Source organism: Nocardioides psychrotolerans, assembly GCF_900113685.1.
Classification (GTDB): Bacteria; Actinomycetota; Actinomycetes; order Propionibacteriales; family Nocardioidaceae; genus Nocardioides; species Nocardioides psychrotolerans.
The window spans coordinates 351,017-371,250 of sequence record NZ_FOQG01000001.1 but is presented as its reverse complement, the minus strand read 5'-3'; the positions used below and the strand labels follow the sequence as shown (position 1 = coordinate 371,250).

The window sequence follows — 20,234 nt, the reverse complement described above, 5'->3', positions numbered from 1 at the left end:
CACCCAGCGCACGCCGCGTTAGCTCAGATGGCAGAGCATCGCTCTTGTAAAGCGAATGTCGAGAGTTCGATTCTCTCACGCGGCTCTGTCGGTGGCCGGACCCCTAGGATCCACTCGTGACCACCACGACACCGTTGTTCGTGGTCGGTGTCGGCCGCTCGGGCACGACGACCCTGGCCTCCCTGCTGAGCTCCCACCCCCGTGTGGTCATCGGGCAGGAGCGCTACAAGGCCCTGTGGGGCAAGCGGATCGTCGAGCTCACGCCCGACTGCTTCACCGCTCCCGGTTCTTCGACTTCACCGACGGGCTGACCAACATCGTCCCCGACGCCGACGAGCGCTGGCGGGTCCACTACGACCGGATGGACGCCCAGTTCGACCGGGCGTCCCATGTCGGGGACAAGCTCACCGTGGCGCGGCTCCAGGTGCTCTGGGAGCAGCATCCGACGGCCCGCTTCGTCTGCATCGTGCGCGACGTCGCCGAGGTGGCCGCGTCCTGGGACCGGCGCGCCACCACCGTGACCGACCGCGGCTGGCCCGAGAGCCTCGACGCCCGCAAGGCCGTGGAGTTCTGGAACCAGCACAACGCCCGGATCCGGCGGGCCGCGCGGATCCGGCCCGAGCAGGTGGCGGTGGTGGAGCACTCGTCGTTCTTCGGCGACCCCGACGCGCACGCCCTGCGCCGGGTGCTGGCCGGCCTCGACCTGGCGGTGACCCCGGAGGTGGAGACGGCATTCGCTGCCGCGCACGCGCGGTATGCCGACGTGAGCGCCCAGGAGCGGCTGCTCAGCGCCGAGGCGCAGCTCTTCCTCGAGCGGCACGCCGACCTTCGGCTGTGGCGTTCACTGCGCCGGCTGGCTGGCTGAGGGCAGCGTGATCGTGAAGCACGCGCCCGTCGGCGCGACCGGGCGGTAGCCGACCGTGCCGGCATTGGCCTCCACCAGCTGACGCACGAGGTAGAGCCCGAAGCCGGTGCTGCCCGTCGAGCGCGCGGACTGGTTCTCCCCGCGGGCGAAGCGGGTGAAGAGGCGGGGGAGGAGATCGTCGGGCACCCCGGCGCCGGCGTCGCGGACCATCAGCTCCACGTGACCGTCCAGCCCGCGGGCGGACAGCTCCAGGGGCGGCTCGCCATAGCGCGTGGCGTTGACCGCCAGGTTGACGACCGACTGACGCAGGTGGAACGGGTCCGACGCGACCTCCAGGCCCGGCTCGGAGTCGGCTGCCACGGCGAGGAGTGTGGTGTCGACCTCGCCGAGCTCGGAGACGACATCGGCGAAGAGCTCGTCGACCCGCACGGTCGCGACGCCGACCTTCAAGTGCCCCGAGTCAAGCGTGGCCATCGAGAGCACGTCGTCGAGGAGCCGCCGGATCCGGCGGGCGGCGGCGTGCACCCGGTCAAGACGTTGCTCCAGGACCTCCGGCTCGGTCGCGGCGACGTGGCCGCGCAGGTGCTCGAGGTAGCCGAGGGTGACGGCCAGGGGCTGGCGGATGTCGTGGCCCAGCATCCCCATGGTGTCGGAGAGGAGGCGGTTGGCCCGCAGGAGCTCGTCGTTGACCCGCGCGACCTCCACGTGGGCATTCTGCGTGCTGGTCTCGTCGAGCATCGTGCCGCGCAGGCGCGAGACCGTGCCGTCGGGGGCGCGCTCCACCCGGAGCCGGCTGACGAGGTGGCGCACCTCGCCGTCAGGTTGGACGATGCGGTAGCGCAGCTCGCGGTCTTGGGGCTCATGGGTCGTCTCCCCGAGGGAGGCGCGCAGCATCTCGCGGTCCTCCGGGTGGACCAGGCGCAGGCCGCTCTCGATCGTGGGCTCGACCCCCTCCGGGTCGACGCCGGCGAGCCGGTAGAGCTGGGGTGACCAGCTCGCGAGCTCCTCACCGGGCACCCAGCTCCACGAGGCCACGCCGGCCACCATCTGCGCCTCGTCCAGGTCCCGCTCGGCCTCCACCTTGGCCGTCACGTCGGTGATCTGGACGAAGAACCCCAGGACCTCGCCGTCGACGGCCTCGGGCACGTAGGACGCCTGCGTGTGACGCGTCCGGCCGAACGAGTCGACCAGGGTGCGCTCGAAGTCCTGTCGCTCGCCGGCGAGCGCCGCGCTGATGTGCGGCAGGTTCAGCGTGTAGACGCGCTCGCCGAGGACCTCGGAGATGTGCCGTCCACGCAGCTGCTCCGGGGTGAGCCCGAACCACTCGACATAGGCGTGGTTGGCCAGCACGTTTCGCCCGTCGCGGTCCCAGTAGGCGACGAGCGCGGGGAGGTGGTCGACGAGCGCGCGCAAGCGCTGGGCGTCCTCGGGGGACGCCGGAGGAGTCTCTCGCTGTCCCAAAGGATCCATCTCGTCAGCGTAGGAGCGCCGGACCGGCGGCGTACCGGGTCAAAGGTCCGGACTTTTCCTAGTCCCCCTGGGGGCCAGGAGACCTGGGGTGGCCATGGTCGGCTTAGCGCAGGCGGCGGGCCGCGAAGCGCGTCGTCGGGTGCGCGATCGCCTCCTGGCTGGCGACCAGCTGGATCTCGCGGGTCCCGGCGGCCAGCGTGTTCTCCAGGATCCTGAACACCGTGGCAGTGGTGCGCTCCAGGGCCTGCTGTGGGGATCCGGTGCTGTGCAGGTGCGCGAGGTAGAGCGCCGCCGTCACGTCGCCGCAGCCGTTGGGGGTGATCGGCAGCAGCGGGGTGGTGACCGCCCAGGCGCCGGCGTCGGAGACCGCGACGACGTCGAGGGTGTCGGCGGGGGAGTCGGTGTGCAGGACGCTCGTGACCAGGACGTCACGAGGGCCGCGGTCGCGCACGACGTCGACGGCCGCCAGCACCTCGTCGAGGGTGGTGCTCGTCGTCCCGGCGAGGAAGTCGAGCTCGAAGTGGTTGGGCGTGATGATGTCGGCTGCCGGCACGACCGTGTCGCGCATGAACTCCGGGATCCCGGGCCGCACGAACATCCCGCGCCCGACGTCGCCCATGACGGGGTCGCAGCAGTAGATCGCGGCGGGGTTGGCTGCCTTGATCGTGGCGACGGCGTCGAGGATGACCGCGCCGACGGCGGGGTCGCCCTGGTAGCCGGACAGCACCGCGTCGACCTCGCCGAGCACCCCGCGCTCACCGATGCCCGCGATCACGTCCGCCACGTCGCTGGGGGCCAGCAGCGGCCCGCGCCACTCGCCGTAGCCGGTGTGGTTGGAGAAGTGGACGGTGATGACCGGCCAGACCTCGTGGCCCAGGCGCTGGAGCGGGAAGACAGCAGCGGAGTTGCCGACGTGCCCGTAGGCCACCGACGACTGGATCGAGAGGATCTTCACGCAGGTGATCCTCCTCGGGAAGGCCTGTACGGAGCAAACTAGAACGAGTTACAGTTGCGGCCGGCATCACCCCGACCACTGCGAGGAACCAGACACATGGCCAAGAAGGCGCCGTACAAGAACGAGGCCGACTACATCGTGGTCGGGTCCGGCAGCTCCGGGGCCGCCATCGCCGGTCGCCTCGCCCAGTCGGGCGCGAGCGTGATCGTGCTCGAGGCCGGCAAGAGCGACGAGCAGTTCTTGGTCAAGAAGCCCGGCATGATCGGCCCGATGCATGCGGTGCCCGAGATCAAGAAGCGGGTCGACTGGGGCTACTACTCCACCCCGCAGAAGCACATCCTGGACCGCAAGATGCCGGTGCCGCGTGGCAAGGTCGTCGGTGGCTCCAGCTCGATCAACGGCATGGTCTACGTGCGCGGCAACCGCGCCAACTTCGACTCCTGGGCTGCCGAGGGCAACATCGGCTGGGATGCCGACTCGGTCAACGACGCCTACCGGCGCATGGAGGACTTCGAGGACGGGGCCGACGACTACCGCGGCGCCGGCGGCCCGATCCGGATCACCCGCAACAAGTCGCCCCAGGAGGGCACCCTCCAGTTCATCCAGGCCACATCCGACGCGCTCGGCGTGAAGGTCCTCGACGACTACAACGGCGAGTCGCAGGAGGGCGTGAGCCGGATGCAGCAGAACGCCGCCGACGGCCTGCGCTACAGCGCCTCGCGCGGCTACATCCACAACCTCGACGTCCCCACGCTCCAGCTCCAGTCGGAGGTGCTGGTCACCAAGGTCGTCCTCGAGTCCGGTCGTGCGACCGGGGTCGAGGTCACCGACAAGGACGGCAGCCGCCGCACGATCCGCGCCGGCAAGGAGGTCATCCTCTCGGCCGGCTTCGTCGGCTCCGCGCAGATCCTGATGCTCTCGGGCATCGGCCACGCCCAGCACCTCAAGGATCACGGCATCCAGGTCGTCGCCGACCTGCCCGTGGGCGACAACCTCCACGACCACATGTTCCACGCGCTGACCTTCCACGCGACGTCGTCGAAGAACCGCGGCAACGCGATGTACTTCGCCAAGGGCATCGCCAAAGAGGTCCTGCGCCCCGGCACGACGTTCCTGGCCAACTCGGTCTTCGAGTCCGTGGCCTTCGTGCGGACCTCGCAGGCCACCGATGTGCCGGACCTCCAGCTGCACCTGCTGCCGTGGTCCTACGTCTCGCCCAACCAGGACGAGCCGATCCGCCACGACGTCGACCCGCGCACGTCACTGACCGTGCTCACCACGCTGATCTACCCCAAGAGCCGGGGCACGCTGCGCCTCGCGTCGGGCGACCCGACGGCCGCACCGTTGATCGACTTCCAGTACCTCGCCGACAACGCCGACCTCGAGGTCCTCGGCGAGGGCTCGGAGATGGTCCGCGAGATCATGGGCGGCGCCGCGTTCGGCGGCTCGATCAAGGAGGAGATCCACCCCGGTCGCGAGCTCCAGGGCTCGGCGCTGCGCCAGGCGATCCTCAACCGCGCCACGTCGGTGTATCACGGCGTCGGCACCTGCCGGATGGGCGTGGACGAGCTCGCGGTGGTCGCGCCCGACCTGAGGGTCCGCGGCATCGAGGGCCTGCGCGTCTGCGACGCCTCGGTCATGCCGTCGATCACCGGCGGCAACACCAACGCCCCCGCGATCATGATCGGCGAGCGCGGCGCCGACCTCGTGCTCGGGAAGGGCTGAGATGACCCTGCAGCGCCCGGCGGCGGTCACCGACGCGTTCCTCGAGACGCTCGTCTCCCGCGTGCCCTCCACGAGCGGCGGCACCTGGAAGCTCACCGAGGTCTACACCGGCGAGGTGCTCGTCGAGCTCCCGCAGTCCACCCCGGCCGACATCGAGCGCGCCTTCGTGGCCGCCCGTGCGGCCCAGCGGGAGTGGGCGCAGTGGCCGCTGAAGAGGCGGCTCGGGGTCTTCAAGAAGGCCCACGCGCTCTTCCTCGACAACGCCCAGACGACCGCCGACCTGATCCAGGTCGAGTCCGGCAAGAACCGGCGGATGGCGATCGAGGAGAGCTGCGACCCGCCGATGGTCATGAGCCACTACATCAAGCGGGCGCCCTCGCTGCTGGCGCCGACGAAGCGCGGCGGTCCGGTCCCGTTCCTCACGACGTCGACCGAGATCCGGCAGCCCAAGGGTGTCGTCGGGGTCATCGCCCCGTGGAACTTCCCTTTCGCCACCGGCATGTCCGATGCGATCACCGCGCTCATCGCCGGCAACGGGATCGTGCTCAAGCCCGACAACAAGACGGCGCTGTCGCCGCTCTTCGGGATCCAGATGCTCGAGCAGGCCGGGCTGCCGAAGGGGCTCTTCCAGGTCGTGTGCGGCGAGGGTCCGGACATCGGCCCGACCCTGATCGACAACGCCAACTACGTCATGTTCACCGGCTCGACCGCGACCGGACGGGTGATCGGAGAGCGAGCCGGCCGCAACCTCATCGGAGCCTGCCTCGAGCTCGGCGGCAAGAACCCGATGATCGTGCTCGATGACGCCAACATCGACGAGGCCGTGCAGGGTGCGGTGTTCGGGGTCTTCGGCAACACCGGCCAGATCTGCATGCACATCGAGCGGATCTACCTGCCCGAGTCACGCTACGAGGAGTTCAAGGCGAAGTTCGTCCGCGCGGCCGAGAGCCTCACCGTGGGCGCGTCGTACGACTTCGGGCCGGAGATGGGCTCGCTCGTCTCGCCGGATCACAAGGAGCGGGTGCAGTCGCACGTCGAGGACGCGGTCGCCAAGGGCGCTACCGTCGTCACCGGCGGCAAGGCGCGCCCCGACCTCGGGCCGGCGTTCTTCGAGCCGACCATCCTCGAGGGCGTCACCAAGGACATGCTGGCCGGCGCGACCGAGACCTTCGGTCCGGTGGTCGGCCTCTACTGCTACCGCACCGTCGACGAGGCGATCGCGCTGGCCAACGACACCGACTACGGGCTCAACGCCTCGGTCTGGGGCACCGACCTCGACCGCGCCTGCGCGATCGCCGCGCGGATCCAATCGGGCAACGTCAACGTGAACGACATCCTCGCCACGGCGTTCGCCTCCAAGGGCACCCCCTCCGGCGGCGTCAAGCAGTCCGGCGTCGGCGCTCGTCACGGCGACCAGGGCCTGCTGAAGTACACCGACATCCAGAACCTCGCGGTGCTCAAGAAGCAGGTCATGGGCGCGCAACCCGGCCAGGACTACGACTCCTACGTGAAGTCGATGCTGTCCGGGCTGAAGATGATGCGGAGGACCGGCATCCGCTGAGCGTCAGGCGACCTGCAGGCTCCGCTTCGACAACCCGAGCCAGAACCCGTCGATCACCTGGATGCCGGGCTCGTCCGGGGTGGTCGCGGCTCCGAGGGTGACGAAGAGTGGCGTGTAGTGCTCGACGGTGGGGTGCGCGAAGGGCATGCCCGGCGCCAGGGAGCGGTAGTTGGACAGGGCGTCGACGTCCCCGCGGGCGAGCGCCTCGCCCGCCCAGGCGTCGAAGTCCTTCGACCAGCCGGGCGCCGGGGCGTCGATCCGGAAGTCGGTGAGGAACGGCAGGCCGTGGGTGAGGAAGCCGCTGCCGATGATCAGCACGCCCTCGTCGCGCAGGGGGCGCAAGCGCTCGCCGATCCCCAGCAGCCGCGCCGGGTCCTGGGTCGGCAGGGACATCTGCAGGACCGGGATGTCCCCGTCGGGATACATGATCTTCAGCGGCACCCAGGCGCCGTGGTCGAGCCCGCGGGAGGCGTGCTGGTGAACCGGCTCGGTTGCCGGCATCATGGCGGCGATGCGCGCGGCCAGTGCCGTGGCGTCGGGGGTCTCGTAGGTCATCTGGTAGTACTTCGCATCGAAGCCACCGAAGTCGTAGACCAGCGGAGCCCCGCTGGCCGACAGCATGATCGGCGCCGACTCCCAGTGGGCGCTGACGATCAGGATCGCCGTGGGTCGTGGCAGGTCCTGGGCCGCCCACGCTGCCAGCTGGCCCGACCACAGCGGGTCGTCGAGGAGCGGCGGGGCTCCGTGGCCGATGTAGAGCGCGGGCATCAGGGTCATGACTGGATAATAGTTCAACGTTCAACTTTATTCCAGCGGATGTCGACTCGGCGGCGGTCCGAGGTCGCACGCCGGCGCCGGAATGTCGGCAGTTCGTCGACCGGTTGCGTGGCTTGACGCTCAGCCTGGCCGCGGCTCGCGCGAACTGCCGGGGGGAAGTGGCGGACAGACGCAGGAGTCCCCGGACATCCGAGTGCTCATGCAGACCTAGGCCGGCAACGACCAGTCCACCGCGGTGCCACCCCGCTCGACGAGCAACGCGTTGACGCGGGAGAACGGCCGTGAGCCGAAGAAGCCGCGGCTGGCCGAGAGCGGGGAGGGGTGGACCGACTCGACCCACGGGACCGCGCCCAGCAGCGGCTTGAGCGACTGCGCGTCGCGTCCCCAGAGGACGGCGGCGAGGGGCGCGCCGCCATCGGCCACGCGTCGTACGAGCGCCTGGATCGCGCACTCGGTGACCTCCTCCCAGCCGCGGCCCCGGTGGGAGGCGGACTCGCCGGGGCGGACGGTGAGGACCCGGTTGAGCAGCATCACCCCCTGGTCCGCCCAGGCCGTGAGGTCGCCGTGCGCCGGTGGCGTGACGCCGACGTCGCTGGCCAGCTCGCGATAGATGTTGGCCAGGCTGCGCGGCACCGGCCGCACGTGCGCGTCGACGGCGAAGCTGAGCCCGATGGGGTGCCCCGGCGTGGGGTAGGGATCCTGACCGACGACGAGCACGCGCACCTCGGACAGCGGGCGCCGGAAGGCGTGGAAGACCGCGTCACCCTCGGGCAGGTAGGCGTTGCCGGCCGCGATCTCCGCGCGGAGGAACTGCCCCATCCGCGCGACCCGCTCGTCGACGGGCGCCAGCGCCTCGGCCCAGTCGGGCGCCATCAACCCACGGTCCACCAGCCCGGCGAGTGCGCTCATGGCGCCATTGTGCCGAGGCTCGGCGTCAGCGGAAGCCCGCCCCCTTCGGGAGGTACGGCGCCCGACCCCGCTCGCCGACCTCGACCGCCAGGATCGCCTGGTGGCTGGGGTCGCCCTGGACCGCGGACTGGTTGGCGACCAGCACCGTGGTGCCGCTGAACGTCGCGCTGCACGGGGTGTCGAAAGGGATCCGCGAGCCGTTCTCACCGGTGAACGGCGTGTCCGGGAAGCGGTCGAGCTCCCGGCCGGATGCCGACAGCTCGACGAGCTGCGCGGTGAGGCCGGCCATCGCGATGTAGATGTGTCCCGACCGGCCGATGCCGAAGCCGTCGGGCAGCTCCCCGGGTTGCGAGGTCCACAGCGTCGACAGGACGCCGGCCCGCCCGCCCTCGCGGGTGCCGAGCCGGAACAGGTGGCCGTCGGTCGGCAGGCCGGCGGTCTGCGAGGTCTGCTGGCTGATCAGGAAGTCGCGCTTCTGCGGTCGGTAGACGATGCCGGTGGTCCCGAACTCCACGCCGTCGAGGTCGGTCGACCGGAACCACTCGGTCACGCCGCCGCGGCGCGAGACCTTCCAGATCACGCCGTCGCCGTAGTCGGTGACGTAGAGCGCGCCGCCCGGCCCCCACGTGGCGTAGTTGGGAACGCCGCCGCCGGGCAGGCGGGCGATCGTGCGGAAGCGGCCGGTCCGGATGTCGAGGGTGATCACGGCGGAGCGCGAGGTCTCGAGAAGCACGAGCTTTCCGTCGTGGGTCTGGTTGGCGACCTGGACGCCGTGGCTGCCGTCGCGCAGCTGCCGCGGCAGGGCCCACGACCGCTGCAGCGTGCCGCCGGCGGTCCACTCGAAGACCTTGGAGGCCTTGCGGCTGGAGCTGTTGACGTAGGTGCCGGCGTAGACGCGGCTGTTGCGGTGCTTGAAGACGTAGGCCGGGTAGCCCGGCGCGGGCACGGAGGCGAAGACCGTCGTCGTCCACTTCGGTGGGGCGGCCGCGGCCGCGGCGACAGGAGCCGGTGCACTGAGCAGCCCCACGGTGAGCAGGCCGGTGGCCAGCCCGGTCAGCCCGGTCAGCAGGGAGGAGAGCGGTCGCTTCACAGGCGCTCCAGGACCTCGGACGCGGCACGCTTGCCGGAGCGGACCGCGCCGTCCATGTAGCCCGACCAGTAGGTCGAGGTCTCGGTGCCGGCCCAGTGCACCCGGCCGAACGGCTGGCGGATCGAGGGGCCGAACTGCACGAGCGACCCGGGCGCGTGGATCGCGGTCGGTCCGCCGCGGGTCCACTGCTCCTTGGTCCAGTCGTGCTCGACGTAGTCGATCGGGCGCAACGCCTGCGGACCGAACATGGCCGCGAAGCCCTCGAGCACGTGCTTGCGGCGCTGCGCGCGGGTCATCACGCCGTAACGGCGCCACGTCGCCCCGCCGACGAAGGCGAGCAGCACGCCGGGACCGCCCGAGGGCGGGGTGTTGTCGAAGACGGCGCGGGCGGCGCCGGAGTCGTTGAGGCCGAAGCCGTTGAGGCCGGCGGCGCGCCAGAAGGGGGTGCGGTAGACGGCGTCGCACTTCATCAGCTGGCCCATGTCCATGTGGCGCAGCAGCTGCAGCCGCCGGGTCGGCAGCCGGGGGAACCAGTCGATGTCGAGCACCAGCGGCGGGGGAGCCGCCACGATCGCGCGCTCGGCGGTCACGGTGCCGCGCCCGGTGTGGACGACGACGCGGTGGTCGCGCTGCTCGATCCTCGTGACCGGAGCGGCCAGCGCCACGATGTCGCCCAGGCGCTGCGCCAACCTCAGGGGCACCAGCTGGGAGCCACCGACGAAGCGTCGCTCCTGAGCGCCGTTGGCGGTGTCGGAGTTGCGGGCGAAGGTCCCGACGTTGCGCTCGTTGCCCGAGCAGGCGACGTACCAGAGGGTGTAGAGGAAGGAGAGCTCGTCGGGGTCGGCGCCGAAGCCGGGCTGGGTCCAGCAGCGGATCAGGTTGCCGACCCCCTCTGCGTTGATGCTGTTGCGCCGGATGTACTCGCCGAGCGTCATCGCGTCCCACTCGGCCGCGCGCGGGTGGCTCCACGGCGCGTCGACGGGGATCTCGGCGGCGAAGGTGTCGATCTGCTGGAGCAGGATCGCGGCGTCCGGCAGGATCGTGGGGTCCGGCGGGACGGTGCCGGTGTACTCCTGGCGGCCAGTCGTCGAGGAGATGTAGACGCTGTTGCCCTCGTTGTACTCCAGGAACGTCGGCACCTTCAGCTCGCGCGCCAGCGCCTGGATGTGGTCCTGGGTGGGGCCGACGAAAGCTCCGCCCGACTCGATCGTCTCGCCGGTCTCGAGCGTGTGGTTGAGCACGCGGCCACCGACCCGCTCGCGGGCCTCGACGAGGAGCACGGACTTCCCGCCGCGGGCGACCTTGCGGGCCGCGACCAGGCCGGCGATGCCGCCACCGACCACGACGACGTCGACCGAGCGGGGGAGCGCGCCCTGCAGGCCCGGCGCGCCGGCCGCCCCGGCGCCGTACGACGTCGGCGTGAGCCCGGCGAAGGCGCCGGTGCCCAGCGCGGCGCCGACGAGCGCGGTGCCGGTGAGCGCGGTGCGGCGGGTCAGCGGGAGGTCGGTCATCGGGTCTCCTCGACGGTCGATCAGGACGGGCACGTGCGAACGGGTACATCAGAACGGGCAAACATGAACATGTGTCATGTTTCGATTTTGAGCCTACACTCCGGAGCATGTCTCCACCACGGGCTGAGGCCACTGTCACGGACAACGACCGGACCGCCCGTCCGGTCACGCCGCCCGCCGCCACCAAGCGGCGCGTGCCGACCCAGGCCCGCAGCCGGCGCAAGGTCGAGCACCTTCTCGACGCGGCCGCCGACCTCGTCGTCGCACGCGGGGTCGAGGCGCTCACGACCCGCGACATCGCCGAGGCAGCGGGGGTGCCGGTGGCCTCGCTCTACCAGTACTTCGCGGCCAAGGAGGACGTCCTCCTCGCCATCGCCGAGCGGGACATGGCCGAGATGGACGCCCAGGTGGTCGCGGACCTCGCGGAGGTGCCGAGCCTGACCCTCGACGCGCTCGTGCGCACGACGATGGGTGCCTTCGTGACCGTCTACCACCGGCGGCGGGCCTTCGTGGAGATCTACCTGCGGGGACGCACGAACCCGGCCGTCCACCAGTTCGGCCGCGACCACAACGCCCGCGTCGCCCAGGTGCTGCGCGACGTCGCGATCGAGCAGGGCCTGGCGCTGCCGAGCCTCTCGCCGACCGTGGCGATGCTCGCTGTCGAGATCGGCGACCGGGTCTTCCAGCTCGCCTTCGAGCACGACGACGACGGCGACCCCGAGCTGATCGAGGAGGGCGTCACCATGGTGAGCGCCTACCTGGCCCGGCACACGGTGAGCCCGGTGAGCCCGGCGAGGGCGCGTGAGCCCGGCGAGGGCGCGTGAGCCCGGCGAGGGCGCGTGAGCGCGTGAGCGGGGAGGTGCGCGAGCAGGTCGCGGCCGCAGCCCGTCGACTGGCCGAGGCCGGGCTCCTCGTCGGCACGGCGGGCAACGTCAGCGTCCGCGACGGCGACCAGGTGGCCGTCACCGCGACCGGGGTCGTCCTCGGCGGGTGCACGCCCGACGACGTCACGGTCGTGTCGCTGGGCGGCGAGGTGCTGGAGGGCGGGCTGAGGCCCACCTCAGAGCTCGACCTGCACCTCGGCCTCTACGCAGCAGACCCGGCGCTCGCGGCGGTCGTCCACACCCACGCGCCGTACAGCACCGCGATCGCCTGCGTCCTCGACGAGCTGCCGGTCCTGCACTACCAGCAGCTGGCGTTGGGCGGCGCCGTGCGCGTCGCGCCCTACGCGACCTTCGGCAGCGCCGAGCTCGCCGCCCACGTGCGTGACGCCCTCGCCGGGCGCCAGGCCGCGCTGATGGCCAACCACGGCTCGGTCGCGGTCGGTGCCTCGCTGGCGGCCGCCGTGGAGCACGCCCTGCTGCTGGAGTGGCTCGCGACCCTGCACCACCGCGCCAGCGCCCTCGGCACCCCGCGCGTCCTCACCGACGCCGAGCAGCACGACGTCATCACCGCCGCGATCAGCCGCGGCTACGGCAGCACCCAGCCCGTTGTCGACCAACCCGAGACCCCAGCAGGAGAGCCCACATGTTGATCGCCACCGTCGGCGTCCACGTCCTCGACACCCACGTCATCGGCATCGAGTCGATCCCCGACGCCTCCGACGGCCAGCTGGTGGAGACGATCCGGTTCTCCCCGGCCGGTACGGCGGGCGGCACCGCCGTGGTCCTCTCCCGGCTGGGTGCCGAGGTCACGAGCTTCGGAGCTGTCGGCACCGACCCGATCGCCGACACCCTGCTCGCCCTGCTGGCGCGCGAAGGCGTGTCCACGGCAGGATTGGTGCGCAAGGCCGAGCTCCAGACCTCGGCCTCGGTGATCCCGGTGCGACCCAACGGCGACCGGCCGGCGTGGCACTGCATCGGTGCCAACGGCGCCTTCACGCTGGCCGACCTCGACCTGGCCGCCCTGGAGGGGATCACCCACCTGCACCTCGGCGGCCCGGAGTTCCTGGGGGGCGAGGCCGCTGGGCAGCTGCTCGCCCACGCCCGCTCGATCGGCGCCACGACCTCGCTCGACGTCCTCGCCCCCGGCGACCCCGACATGCTGGCGTGGATCGCCGACGCGTTGCCGCACACCGATTTTCTGCTGCCCAACGACGAGCAGGTGCTGGGCTTCACCGGTGCCGCAACGCTCGCCGAGGGTGCCCGGGCGCTCGTGGCGGCCGGTGCCGGCTGCGTGGCCGTGACCCAGGGCGCCAAGGGTGCACTCGTCGTGACGGCGGACGACGTGCTCGAGGTGCCGGCCTACGAGATCGAGGTCGTGGACACCACCGGCTGCGGCGACGCGTTCTCGGCCGGCTTCCTACGCGGGCTCTCCCTCGGCCTCGACCACCGCGGTGCCGCCGAGCTCGGCTGCGCCACCGCTGCGCAGGTGGCGCAGGGCCTCGGCACCGACGCCGGCAGCTACACCCTGGCGTCGGTGCAGGCGTTCGCGGCACGGTGAGCGTGGGTACCGTGGCGACATGAGCGACATCGAGGTCACCGACAACACCGAGCGACTCCGCTTCGAGATCACCTCCGACGGGGCCGAGGCCGGTTTCGCCGACTACGAGCTCACGGAGGGCACCATCAAGCTCACCCACACCGTCGTCGGCGACGACTTCGAGGGGCAGGGCATCGGCGGCAAGCTCGTCCGCCACGCCCTCGACGACGCCCGCTCGCACGGCCTCCGCGTGATCCCCACCTGCTCGTTCGTGAAGGGCTACGTCGAGAAGCACCCGGAGTACGCCGACCTGGTCGGCTGAGCTCCGCCGGGCCCGCTCCGGTCGCCGGCCCGCGACCAGCGCATGCGCTCGTGCCTCTGCTCTCAGCTGACGGCAGCGAACGGCACCGGGAAGTCGACGACGGACTCCTGACCGGGCGTGACGCGCACCGTGTCGCGCATCGGCAGCGCACCCGCCGACCCCACGACGTACGGCGTGCCCGGGTCCTCGTAGACGCTCCTCGCGCTGCACCCGTAGTCACCGCCGGCACCTCTGATGCCGGCACCGGCCTAGAAGTTCGTGGACGGTCGGGAGAGCCGGTCGAGGAAGGCGAGCAGCACGGCCTCGCGCAGCGCGGGGGACGCCACGTCGAGGAGCGCGTTGATGTCGGCCATGCGGGTCGGGAGGGCCAGGTCGCCCCCACCGAGGAGCCCGGCGGCGGCGAGCAGTCCGTCGAAGTCCTCCTCGCTGAGAGAGACCGGGTCCAGCCCGGCGACGTACGCCGCGACCCCGGGGTCGAGCTGCACCGGACCGCTCGCCACGGCGACCTCGACGGAGGCGGCGATCGCGGCGAGGAAGTCGTCGACGTGGGCCAGCGTGGCGGCGCTGATCGAGAGGTGGATGTTGGCGGGGAGGTCGCCGTAGGTCAGCTGGGGCTGGACGTACCAGCCGCGCTCGGCCATCTCGTCGCACACCGTGAAGGGGTCGCACGAGGTGTCGGTGACGATCGTGACCAGGGTCGAGTCCGGCCGGGTGAGGACCCGCAGGCCCGGGACCTCGGCGATCCCCGAGACGATCCGGTCGGTGGCCTCGAAGACTTCGCGCGCGAGCTTCTCGTAGCCCGCGTCGCCGATCGACTGCACGACCGCCCACGCACCGGCCGTCGGACCGCCGGAGCGCGTCGACTGCATCGTGGAGTTGAGCATCGTGTAGCCCGGCCAGTCGGCGCTGGCGAAGAACTGCGGGCGCCGCAGCGCGGGGGTGCGGTGCAGCAGCAGCGAGGTGCCCTTGGGGGCGTAGCCGTACTTGTGCAGGTCGAGCGAGATCGACGTGACCCCGTCGACCGCGAACGTCCACGGCGCGACGCGGCGCCCGATCCGCGTCGCATAGGGCAGCACCCAGCCGCCGATGCAGGCGTCGACGTGGCAGCGCACACCGGCGGCCGCCGCCGCCGCGGCGATCTCGGTGACGGGGTCCACGACCCCGTGCGCGTACGACGGCGCGCTGGCCACCACGAGCACCGTGCTGTCGTCGATGGCGGCCGCCATCGCCGTGGCGTCGGCGCGCAGGTCAGCGCCGCACGGCACCTCGACGGCCCGCACCCCGAAGTAGTGCGCGGCCTTGCGGAACGCCGAGTGTGCCGAGCTGGCGATGACCATGGTCGGGGCCGTGACCTCGGGGTGGGCGTCGCGGGCGGTCTGCACCGCGAGCAGCACCGACTCGGTCCCGCCGCTGGTGACCGACCCGACGACCGTGTCGGGCGCCTCGAGCAGCCGGGCCGCGAAGCCGACGAGGTCGTTCTCCATCTGGAGCAGGCTGGGGAACGCGGTCGGGTCCAGCCCGTTGGACCCTGCGTAGGCGGCCACGGCCTCGCGGCCGACCCGGTCGACCTCGGCCAGTCCGGAGTCGTAGACGTAGGCGAGGGTGCGACCGCCGTGGGCCGGCAGGTCGCCGGCCTGCATCGCTGCGAGTCGTGCGAGCACGTCCGTCATGCGTCGACCTCCGTGGCGTCGAGGGAGTAGCGGCTCAGCCACCAGAGGCTGAGCAGGGTCAAGGCTGCGGGGAGCAGGGAGAATCCGAGCACGATCGCGGTGAGCGCGGAGTCGGGCTGGGCGACGTCGGCTTCGCCGGACGTGCTGGAGCGGTAGCCGCCGATGGCCAGCACCAGGGCGAAGACACCCGGGCCGAGCGCGAGGCCGAGGGTCTCGCCCGCGGTCCACACACCGGTGTAGACGCCGGCCCGGTTGGAGCCGGTGCGCCGCGCGTCGACAGCGGCCGCGTCGGGCAGCATCGCCATCGGGAAGACCTGGCAGCCGGCGTACCCCACGCCCACCAGGGCGACCGCGGCGAAGACGACCCAGACCGGGGCGACCTGCGCCAGCACCGACAGTGCGGCTCCGGCCGCGAGGATCAGCGAGGAGGCGACGTAGCCGGCCTTCTTGCCGACGTGACCGCCGACCGCTGACCAGACCGGCGTCAGGAGCAGTGCGGGGCCGACGAAGCAGACGAAGAGCACGGTGGCTGCGCCCGTGCTGTCGAGCACGTCCTCGGCGAGGTAGGCGACGCCGGCGAGCATGCAGCCGGTCGCCAGCGCCTGGAGGACGAAGGTCGTCAGGAGGTGGCGGAAGTCCCGCGCGGTCGCGACGATCCGCAGCTGGTCGCGCAGCGAGCCCGGTCCCGCCTCGACCGTGCCGACCGGGACGCGACGGGTTCCGACGTAGGCACTGACCACCCCGACAGCGATGATCAGCGCCATCACGACGCCCATCACGCGGTAGCCGGCGCGGCCGCCGACCGCGTCTCGGATCACCGGTGCGGTGGCGCCGGCGAGCATGATCGTGAAGGCGAGGATCGCCACCCGCCAGGTCATCAGCCGCGTGCGCTCGTCGTAGGACGAGGTCATCTCGGCGGGCATCGCGACGTAGGGCACCTGGAAGAACGCATAGGCCGTCGCGCAGGCGAGGAACGCGACCACCACCCACGCCGCCTCCGCGACCCGCGAGCCCATCTCGGGGGCGGCGAAGATCAGCGCGAAGGACACCGACAGCGTCAGCCCGGCCCGCAGCAGCCACGGCCGCCGCGGCCCGCGCGGGTCGATCGTCCGGTCGCTGATGCGTCCGGCGATCGGGTTGAGGACCACGTCCCACGCCTTCGGCAGGAACACGATGAACCCCGCCACGATCGCCGCGATGCCGAGGCTGTCGGTCAGGTAGGGCAGCAGCATCAGCCCCGGCACGGTCCCGAAGGCGCCGGTCGCCACCGAGCCCGAGCCGTAGCCGATGCGCACGCTCCGTGGCAGCTGGGCTGTGGTTACCTGACGGGGCATGGACGCAGGGTAGGTGACCGGCGACCTGCGGGTGCCTCAGATCCCGCAGCTGGGTGCGCTCCAGGTCTGCCCGCTGCGTACGTCGACGTGCACGTGGTCGTCGTGGCCGGGGTAGCCGGGGCCGAAGATGCCGCCGAAGCCGGCGTAACGCGCGCCACCGGCGATGGTGCACAAGCTCACCGCGGAGCTGACCAGGTCGATCGCGGTGCCGTAGGTGTGCTGGCCGGTGCCGCTGCCGCCGACCTGCTGGTCGCACGCCTGTGAGCGGAAGCCCGACGTGACCGTGAGCGGCTGGTTGCCGAGCCGCTGGCGCAGCGCCTCCGCACGCCACATCGCGCGCAGCAGGTTGGACTTCACCGTGGCCTCGCCGACCGAGCCGCCGCCGTAGCCGCCGGCGCCGCACCCGCCGTCGACCTCCGCGTAGGAGAAGTGCGCCGGGGTGCAGTCGGCGTCCTGAAGCTCATAGATCTTCGCGTACGTCGCAGGGCCGGCCACGCCGTCCGAGCCCAGACCATAGGCGGTCTGGAAGCCACGCACGGCGCCGACCGTCTGGGCGCCGTAGTTGCCGTCGATCGCCATGTTGACGCCGTAGCCGGCCCAGCCGGCGACCCGCACCTGGAGCTCGGCGACATCCGGTCCCGACGTGCCGGAGCTCAGCGTGCGGCCCCACGAGTAGCACTCGTCGGCGTAGGCGGGGGCGGTCGTGCCGGTGAGGGCGACGAGGCTGGTCAGGGTGACCAGCGCGGCGGTGACGCACGCGCGCGTGCGCGACATCGGCCGAGACATGGGGAGCCTTCCGTCGGGGGAGGGGGAGCGCCTCCACCGTGGCGCAGCCCGGACCCGGTCCGGTAGCGGGAAACCCCTAGGTCGACAGCGCCCGCGAGGCGGCCGAGCCGTGCTTGCGGGTGCGGCTGGTGCCGATCGACGGCTCGGGCAGTGCCTCCTCCGACGCGCCGTCCCCGTCGTCTCCCGGGGTGTCGTCGGTCGACCACTGGTCGATCCACTCGTCGAGCGCCCGCCAGGTGGTGGTGCGGGCGCCGCGGCCGGTCAGCATGCCGAGGTGGCCGCCGGGGACGATCTCGAAGCGCACCTCGTGCGACCCGGTCAGCAACGGCACCACGGCCTTGACCGCGGAGACCGGGGCGATGCCGTCGGTGGCACCGCCGAAGACGAGCACAGGGGCGGTGATGTCGGCGACCGAGATGGTGCGGTCGTCGAGCTCCATCGAGCCGTCCTTGAGGGCGTTGGCCTTGAGGAAGCGGTGGTAGAGCTGCCCGAACGTGCGGCCGGGGTAGGCGATCATGTTGGCGGTGAAGCGGTCGACCGCCTCGATCTGGGCGAGCCACTCGGTGTCGTCGAGGTGGGTCGCCACCGCGATCGGCTTGGTGACCAGCTTCTGGAAGGACGAGAGCTGGAAGGCCCACTTGACCAGCGGTTTCGGGGCTCCGCCCATCACCTGGTAGGCGCGGGTGATCATGCCGCGGCCCTCGGTTAGGTTGAGCAGCGGCCGGATCGGGGCGACCAGCGGCACCAGGCTCACGTCGAAGGGCGAGCCGACGACGCTGATCGAGGCGATCGGCAGGTCGGGGGAGTCGGCGGCGGTGAGCAGCGAGAAGATCCCGCCCAGGCTCCAGCCGACGACGTGGACGGGGCGGCCGCCGGCGTGGGCGGACACCTCGCGGATCGCGGTCGGGATGACTTCGTCGATCCAGTGCTCCATGCCGAGGTTGCGGTCGCGGAAGGAGACCTCGCCGTACTCCACGAGATAGGTCGGGCGGCCACCGTGCACGAAGTGCTCCACCAGCGAGCAGCCGCGACGCAGGTCGTAGCAGATTGCAGGCGCCGCCAGCGGGGTCACGAGGAGGACCGGGTCGCCCTGCTCGACGACCTTGGCGGCCGGGCGGTAGTGGTAGACCTCGCGCAGGGTGCCGTCGTCGATGAGCGTGCGGGGCATCGGGCGGAGGTCGGCCAGTCCGCCGTAGAACACCCGGTGGGCGACGTTGCTGGCGGCGGCGACGACCTGATCAGGCTTCGGGATCAAGTCCATGGGTGCAAAGTACCGCGCGGGTCCTCAGGTCAGGAGGACCTGCCGTGGCCACGGGTCAGGTCGCCCGCACCATCCGAGGAATGTCAGGCCTGGTCGCTTCCTCGCCCGCGGGTGGCCGGCCACACGACAGCGTCAGGACCGTTTGGCCGGCCGGACGGGCTTGCCGTGCGCGGTGTCGACGTGGGAGAGCTCGGTCATGAAGCTGTCGGCCCAGGCGGCGACGTCGTGCTGGCTGATCGTCTTGCGCATGGCGCGCATGCGCTTGGTCAGCTCGCGCTCGTCGGCGTTGTAGGCGTCCAGCATCGAGGACTTCATGCCGTTGATGTCGTAGGGGTTGACCAGCCATGCCTGGCGCAGCTCTTCGGCCGCACCGGCGAATTCCGAGAGCACGAGCGCGCCGTCGTCCTCGAAGCGGCAGGCGACGTACTCCTTGGCGACCAGGTTCATCCCGTCGCGGTAGGGAGTCACGACCATGATGTCGGCGGCGCGGTAGAGGGCGGCCATCTCCTCGCGCGGGTAGGAGGAGTGCAGGTAGCTGATCGCGGGACGGCCGATGCGGCCCAGGTCGCCGTTGATGCGCCCGACGAGGCGGTCGATCTCGTCGCGCAGGATGCGGTACTGCTCGACCTGCTCGCGCGAGGGCACCGCGACCTGCACGAAGACGGCGTCCTCGACGTCGAGGTGACCGTCGGCGAGCAGCTCGCTGAAGGCACGCAGGCGGGCATAGATGCCCTTGGTGTAGTCGAGCCGGTCGATGCCGAGGAAGATCCGGCGCGGGTTGCCCAGCGCCTCGCGGATCGCCTTGGCGCGCTCGGCGACGGCGTCGGACTGGGCCAGCTCCTGGAAGCCGGCGGCGTCGATCGAGATCGGGAACGCCGCGGCACGCACGGTGCGGCCGTCGGGCAGGTAGACCAGGTCGCGGTGCGTCTTGTGGCCCACCCGCTGCCGCACGAGCCGCACGAAGTTGGCCGCGCCACCGGGCAGCTGGAAGCCGACGAGGTCGGCCCCGAGCAGGCCCTCGAGCAGCTGGCGACGCCACGGGAGCTGCTGGAAGAGCTCGGCCGGCGGGAACGGGATGTGCAGGTAGAAACCGATGCGCAGGTCGGGTCGCAGCTCGCGCAGCATCTGCGGGACCAGCTGCAGCTGATAGTCGTGGACCCACACCGTCGCGCCCTCCGAGGCGATGCTCGCGGCCTTCTCGGCGAAGCGCTGGTTGACCCCCACGTAGCCGTCCCACCACTCCCGGTGGAACTCCGGCTTGGCGACCAGGTCGTGGTAGAGCGGCCAGATGGTGCCGTTGGCGAAGCCCTCGTAGAAGGTCTCGACCTCGTCCTGGCTCATCGTCATCGGCACCAGGTGCATGCCGTCGAACTCGAAGGGCTCGAGGTCGGTCTCGGTGCCGCCGGGCCACCCGATCCAGGTGCCGTCGTTGGCCCGCATGACCGGCTCGATGGCGGTCACCAGACCACCAGGAGAGCCGCGCCAGCCCGGTGTTCCGTCGCTCAGCTCCACCCGGTCGACAGGCAGCCGGTTGGCGACGATCACGAGATCTGCTGACACGCCCTGACCCTAACCGG

The 20,234-nt window shown here is 71.5% G+C and carries 19 protein-coding genes and 1 tRNA gene; 9 read left to right on the top strand and 11 right to left on the bottom strand.

Annotated features, from left to right (window positions below; translation table 11 throughout):
- Window positions 1-12 precede the first annotated feature (12 nt).
- The 3 genes from BM204_RS01775 (at window position 13) to BM204_RS01765 (ending at window position 865) form a co-directional block, all read left to right on the top strand.
- A tRNA-Thr gene (locus BM204_RS01775) sits at window positions 13-85 on the top strand.
- Between the two features lie 31 nt (window positions 86-116).
- Window positions 117-311, top strand: a complete 195-nt coding sequence (locus tag BM204_RS01770; RefSeq protein WP_091109898.1) for a sulfotransferase — start codon at window positions 117-119, stop codon at window positions 309-311.
- Entirely contained in the window at window positions 236-865 is a 630-nt protein-coding gene (locus BM204_RS01765) for a sulfotransferase (RefSeq protein ID WP_147095074.1), read from the top strand. Before BM204_RS01770 ends, BM204_RS01765 begins: the two co-directional genes overlap by 76 nt.
- Here the strand turns inward: BM204_RS01765 and BM204_RS01760 are convergent.
- Window positions 842-2,335 (bottom strand): sensor histidine kinase, encoded by a 1,494-nt coding sequence (locus BM204_RS01760; RefSeq protein WP_091109895.1) that lies wholly within the window; start codon window positions 2,333-2,335, stop codon window positions 842-844. The two genes, BM204_RS01765 and BM204_RS01760, sit on opposite strands and share 24 nt — an antisense overlap.
- A gap of 103 nt (window positions 2,336-2,438) precedes the next feature.
- Complete coding sequence (gene pdxY / locus BM204_RS01755; RefSeq protein WP_091109893.1) at window positions 2,439-3,290, bottom strand: pyridoxal kinase PdxY; 852 nt, start codon at window positions 3,288-3,290, stop codon at window positions 2,439-2,441.
- A gap of 96 nt (window positions 3,291-3,386) precedes the next feature.
- Between pdxY and BM204_RS01750 the strand changes: the two genes are divergently transcribed.
- Both BM204_RS01750 and BM204_RS01745 read left to right on the top strand, forming a co-directional pair.
- The gene (locus tag BM204_RS01750) at window positions 3,387-5,015 is read left to right on the top strand and encodes a GMC family oxidoreductase (protein ID WP_091109892.1); all 1,629 of its coding nucleotides are present in this window, start codon (window positions 3,387-3,389) and stop codon (window positions 5,013-5,015) included.
- A 1-nt stretch (window position 5,016) separates the two neighbouring features.
- Complete coding sequence (locus BM204_RS01745) at window positions 5,017-6,576, top strand: succinic semialdehyde dehydrogenase (RefSeq protein WP_091109890.1); 1,560 nt, start codon at window positions 5,017-5,019, stop codon at window positions 6,574-6,576.
- Between the two features lie 3 nt (window positions 6,577-6,579).
- Here the strand turns inward: BM204_RS01745 and BM204_RS01740 are convergent, their stop codons facing one another.
- The 4 genes from BM204_RS01740 to BM204_RS01725 all read right to left on the bottom strand — a co-directional run bounded on the left by BM204_RS01740 (window position 6,580) and on the right by BM204_RS01725 (window position 10,863).
- Window positions 6,580-7,353 (bottom strand): dioxygenase family protein, encoded by a 774-nt coding sequence (locus BM204_RS01740; RefSeq protein WP_091109889.1) that lies wholly within the window; start codon window positions 7,351-7,353, stop codon window positions 6,580-6,582.
- Window positions 7,354-7,560: 207 nt separating this feature from the next.
- Window positions 7,561-8,262 carry a uracil-DNA glycosylase gene (locus BM204_RS01735; protein WP_091109887.1) on the bottom strand — a complete coding sequence of 234 codons (702 nt, stop codon included), beginning with the start codon at window positions 8,260-8,262 and terminating at the stop codon, window positions 7,561-7,563.
- A gap of 25 nt (window positions 8,263-8,287) precedes the next feature.
- Complete coding sequence (locus BM204_RS01730; protein WP_091109886.1) at window positions 8,288-9,352, bottom strand: SMP-30/gluconolactonase/LRE family protein; 1,065 nt, start codon at window positions 9,350-9,352, stop codon at window positions 8,288-8,290.
- A complete protein-coding gene (locus tag BM204_RS01725) occupies window positions 9,349-10,863 on the bottom strand; it encodes a flavin monoamine oxidase family protein (RefSeq protein ID WP_091109884.1) in 1,515 nt (504 codons plus the stop codon). The genes BM204_RS01730 and BM204_RS01725 overlap by 4 nt, the downstream gene beginning before the upstream one ends.
- Before the next feature lie 107 nt (window positions 10,864-10,970).
- On the opposite strand from BM204_RS01725, the gene BM204_RS01720 reads away from it, so the two are divergent.
- Genes BM204_RS01720 through BM204_RS01705 form a run of 4 tightly spaced genes read left to right on the top strand, consistent with a single transcriptional unit; the run spans window position 10,971 to window position 13,606 of the window.
- On the top strand, window positions 10,971-11,687 hold the full coding sequence (locus BM204_RS01720; protein WP_091109883.1) for a TetR/AcrR family transcriptional regulator: 717 nt from the start codon (window positions 10,971-10,973) through the stop codon (window positions 11,685-11,687).
- 23 nt (window positions 11,688-11,710) lie between these two features.
- Entirely contained in the window at window positions 11,711-12,397 is a 687-nt protein-coding gene (locus tag BM204_RS01715) for a class II aldolase/adducin family protein (protein ID WP_091109881.1), read from the top strand.
- A complete protein-coding gene (locus BM204_RS01710; RefSeq protein WP_091109880.1) occupies window positions 12,391-13,305 on the top strand; it encodes a carbohydrate kinase family protein in 915 nt (304 codons plus the stop codon). The genes BM204_RS01715 and BM204_RS01710 overlap by 7 nt, the downstream gene beginning before the upstream one ends.
- Window positions 13,306-13,324: 19 nt before the next feature.
- Complete coding sequence (locus BM204_RS01705) at window positions 13,325-13,606, top strand: GNAT family N-acetyltransferase (RefSeq protein ID WP_091109878.1); 282 nt, start codon at window positions 13,325-13,327, stop codon at window positions 13,604-13,606.
- A 248-nt stretch (window positions 13,607-13,854) separates the two neighbouring features.
- Here BM204_RS01705 and BM204_RS01700 read toward each other — a convergent pair whose 3' ends face one another.
- From BM204_RS01700 to BM204_RS01680, 5 genes are all read right to left on the bottom strand, one after another.
- Window positions 13,855-15,276, bottom strand: coding sequence for a pyridoxal phosphate-dependent decarboxylase family protein (locus BM204_RS01700; protein ID WP_091109876.1), 1,422 nt, complete (start codon window positions 15,274-15,276; stop codon window positions 13,855-13,857).
- Window positions 15,273-16,610, bottom strand: a complete 1,338-nt coding sequence (locus tag BM204_RS01695) for an MFS transporter (RefSeq protein WP_091109875.1) — start codon at window positions 16,608-16,610, stop codon at window positions 15,273-15,275. Before BM204_RS01695 ends, BM204_RS01700 begins: the two co-directional genes overlap by 4 nt.
- Window positions 16,611-16,646: 36 nt before the next feature.
- Window positions 16,647-17,396: a M15 family metallopeptidase gene (locus tag BM204_RS01690; protein ID WP_218031107.1), complete on the bottom strand. Its 750-nt coding sequence runs from the start codon at window positions 17,394-17,396 to the stop codon at window positions 16,647-16,649.
- Window positions 17,397-17,472: 76 nt separating this feature from the next.
- Window positions 17,473-18,657, bottom strand: a complete 1,185-nt coding sequence (locus tag BM204_RS01685; protein WP_091109871.1) for an alpha/beta fold hydrolase — start codon at window positions 18,655-18,657, stop codon at window positions 17,473-17,475.
- 132 nt (window positions 18,658-18,789) lie between these two features.
- Complete coding sequence (locus tag BM204_RS01680; protein ID WP_091109870.1) at window positions 18,790-20,217, bottom strand: alpha,alpha-trehalose-phosphate synthase (UDP-forming); 1,428 nt, start codon at window positions 20,215-20,217, stop codon at window positions 18,790-18,792.
- Window positions 20,218-20,234: the final 17 nt, after the last annotated feature.

Coding starts and splice junctions, on each gene's coding strand:
- BM204_RS01760 (WP_091109895.1), bottom strand. CDS start 2,335: ATGGATCCTTTGGGACAGCGAGAGACTCCTCCGGCGTCCCCCGAGGAC.
- BM204_RS01750 (WP_091109892.1), top strand. CDS start 3,387: ATGGCCAAGAAGGCGCCGTACAAGAACGAGGCCGACTACATCGTGGTC.
- BM204_RS01745 (WP_091109890.1), top strand. CDS start 5,017: ATGACCCTGCAGCGCCCGGCGGCGGTCACCGACGCGTTCCTCGAGACG.
- BM204_RS01740 (WP_091109889.1), bottom strand. CDS start 7,353: ATGACCCTGATGCCCGCGCTCTACATCGGCCACGGAGCCCCGCCGCTC.
- BM204_RS01735 (WP_091109887.1), bottom strand. CDS start 8,262: ATGAGCGCACTCGCCGGGCTGGTGGACCGTGGGTTGATGGCGCCCGAC.
- BM204_RS01725 (WP_091109884.1), bottom strand. CDS start 10,863: ATGACCGACCTCCCGCTGACCCGCCGCACCGCGCTCACCGGCACCGCG.
- BM204_RS01720 (WP_091109883.1), top strand. CDS start 10,971: ATGTCTCCACCACGGGCTGAGGCCACTGTCACGGACAACGACCGGACC.
- BM204_RS01710 (WP_091109880.1), top strand. CDS start 12,391: ATGTTGATCGCCACCGTCGGCGTCCACGTCCTCGACACCCACGTCATC.
- BM204_RS01705 (WP_091109878.1), top strand. CDS start 13,325: ATGAGCGACATCGAGGTCACCGACAACACCGAGCGACTCCGCTTCGAG.
- BM204_RS01700 (WP_091109876.1), bottom strand. CDS start 15,276: ATGACGGACGTGCTCGCACGACTCGCAGCGATGCAGGCCGGCGACCTG.
- BM204_RS01695 (WP_091109875.1), bottom strand. CDS start 16,610: ATGCCCCGTCAGGTAACCACAGCCCAGCTGCCACGGAGCGTGCGCATC.
- BM204_RS01690 (WP_218031107.1), bottom strand. CDS start 17,396: ATGTCTCGGCCGATGTCGCGCACGCGCGCGTGCGTCACCGCCGCGCTG.
- BM204_RS01685 (WP_091109871.1), bottom strand. CDS start 18,657: ATGGACTTGATCCCGAAGCCTGATCAGGTCGTCGCCGCCGCCAGCAAC.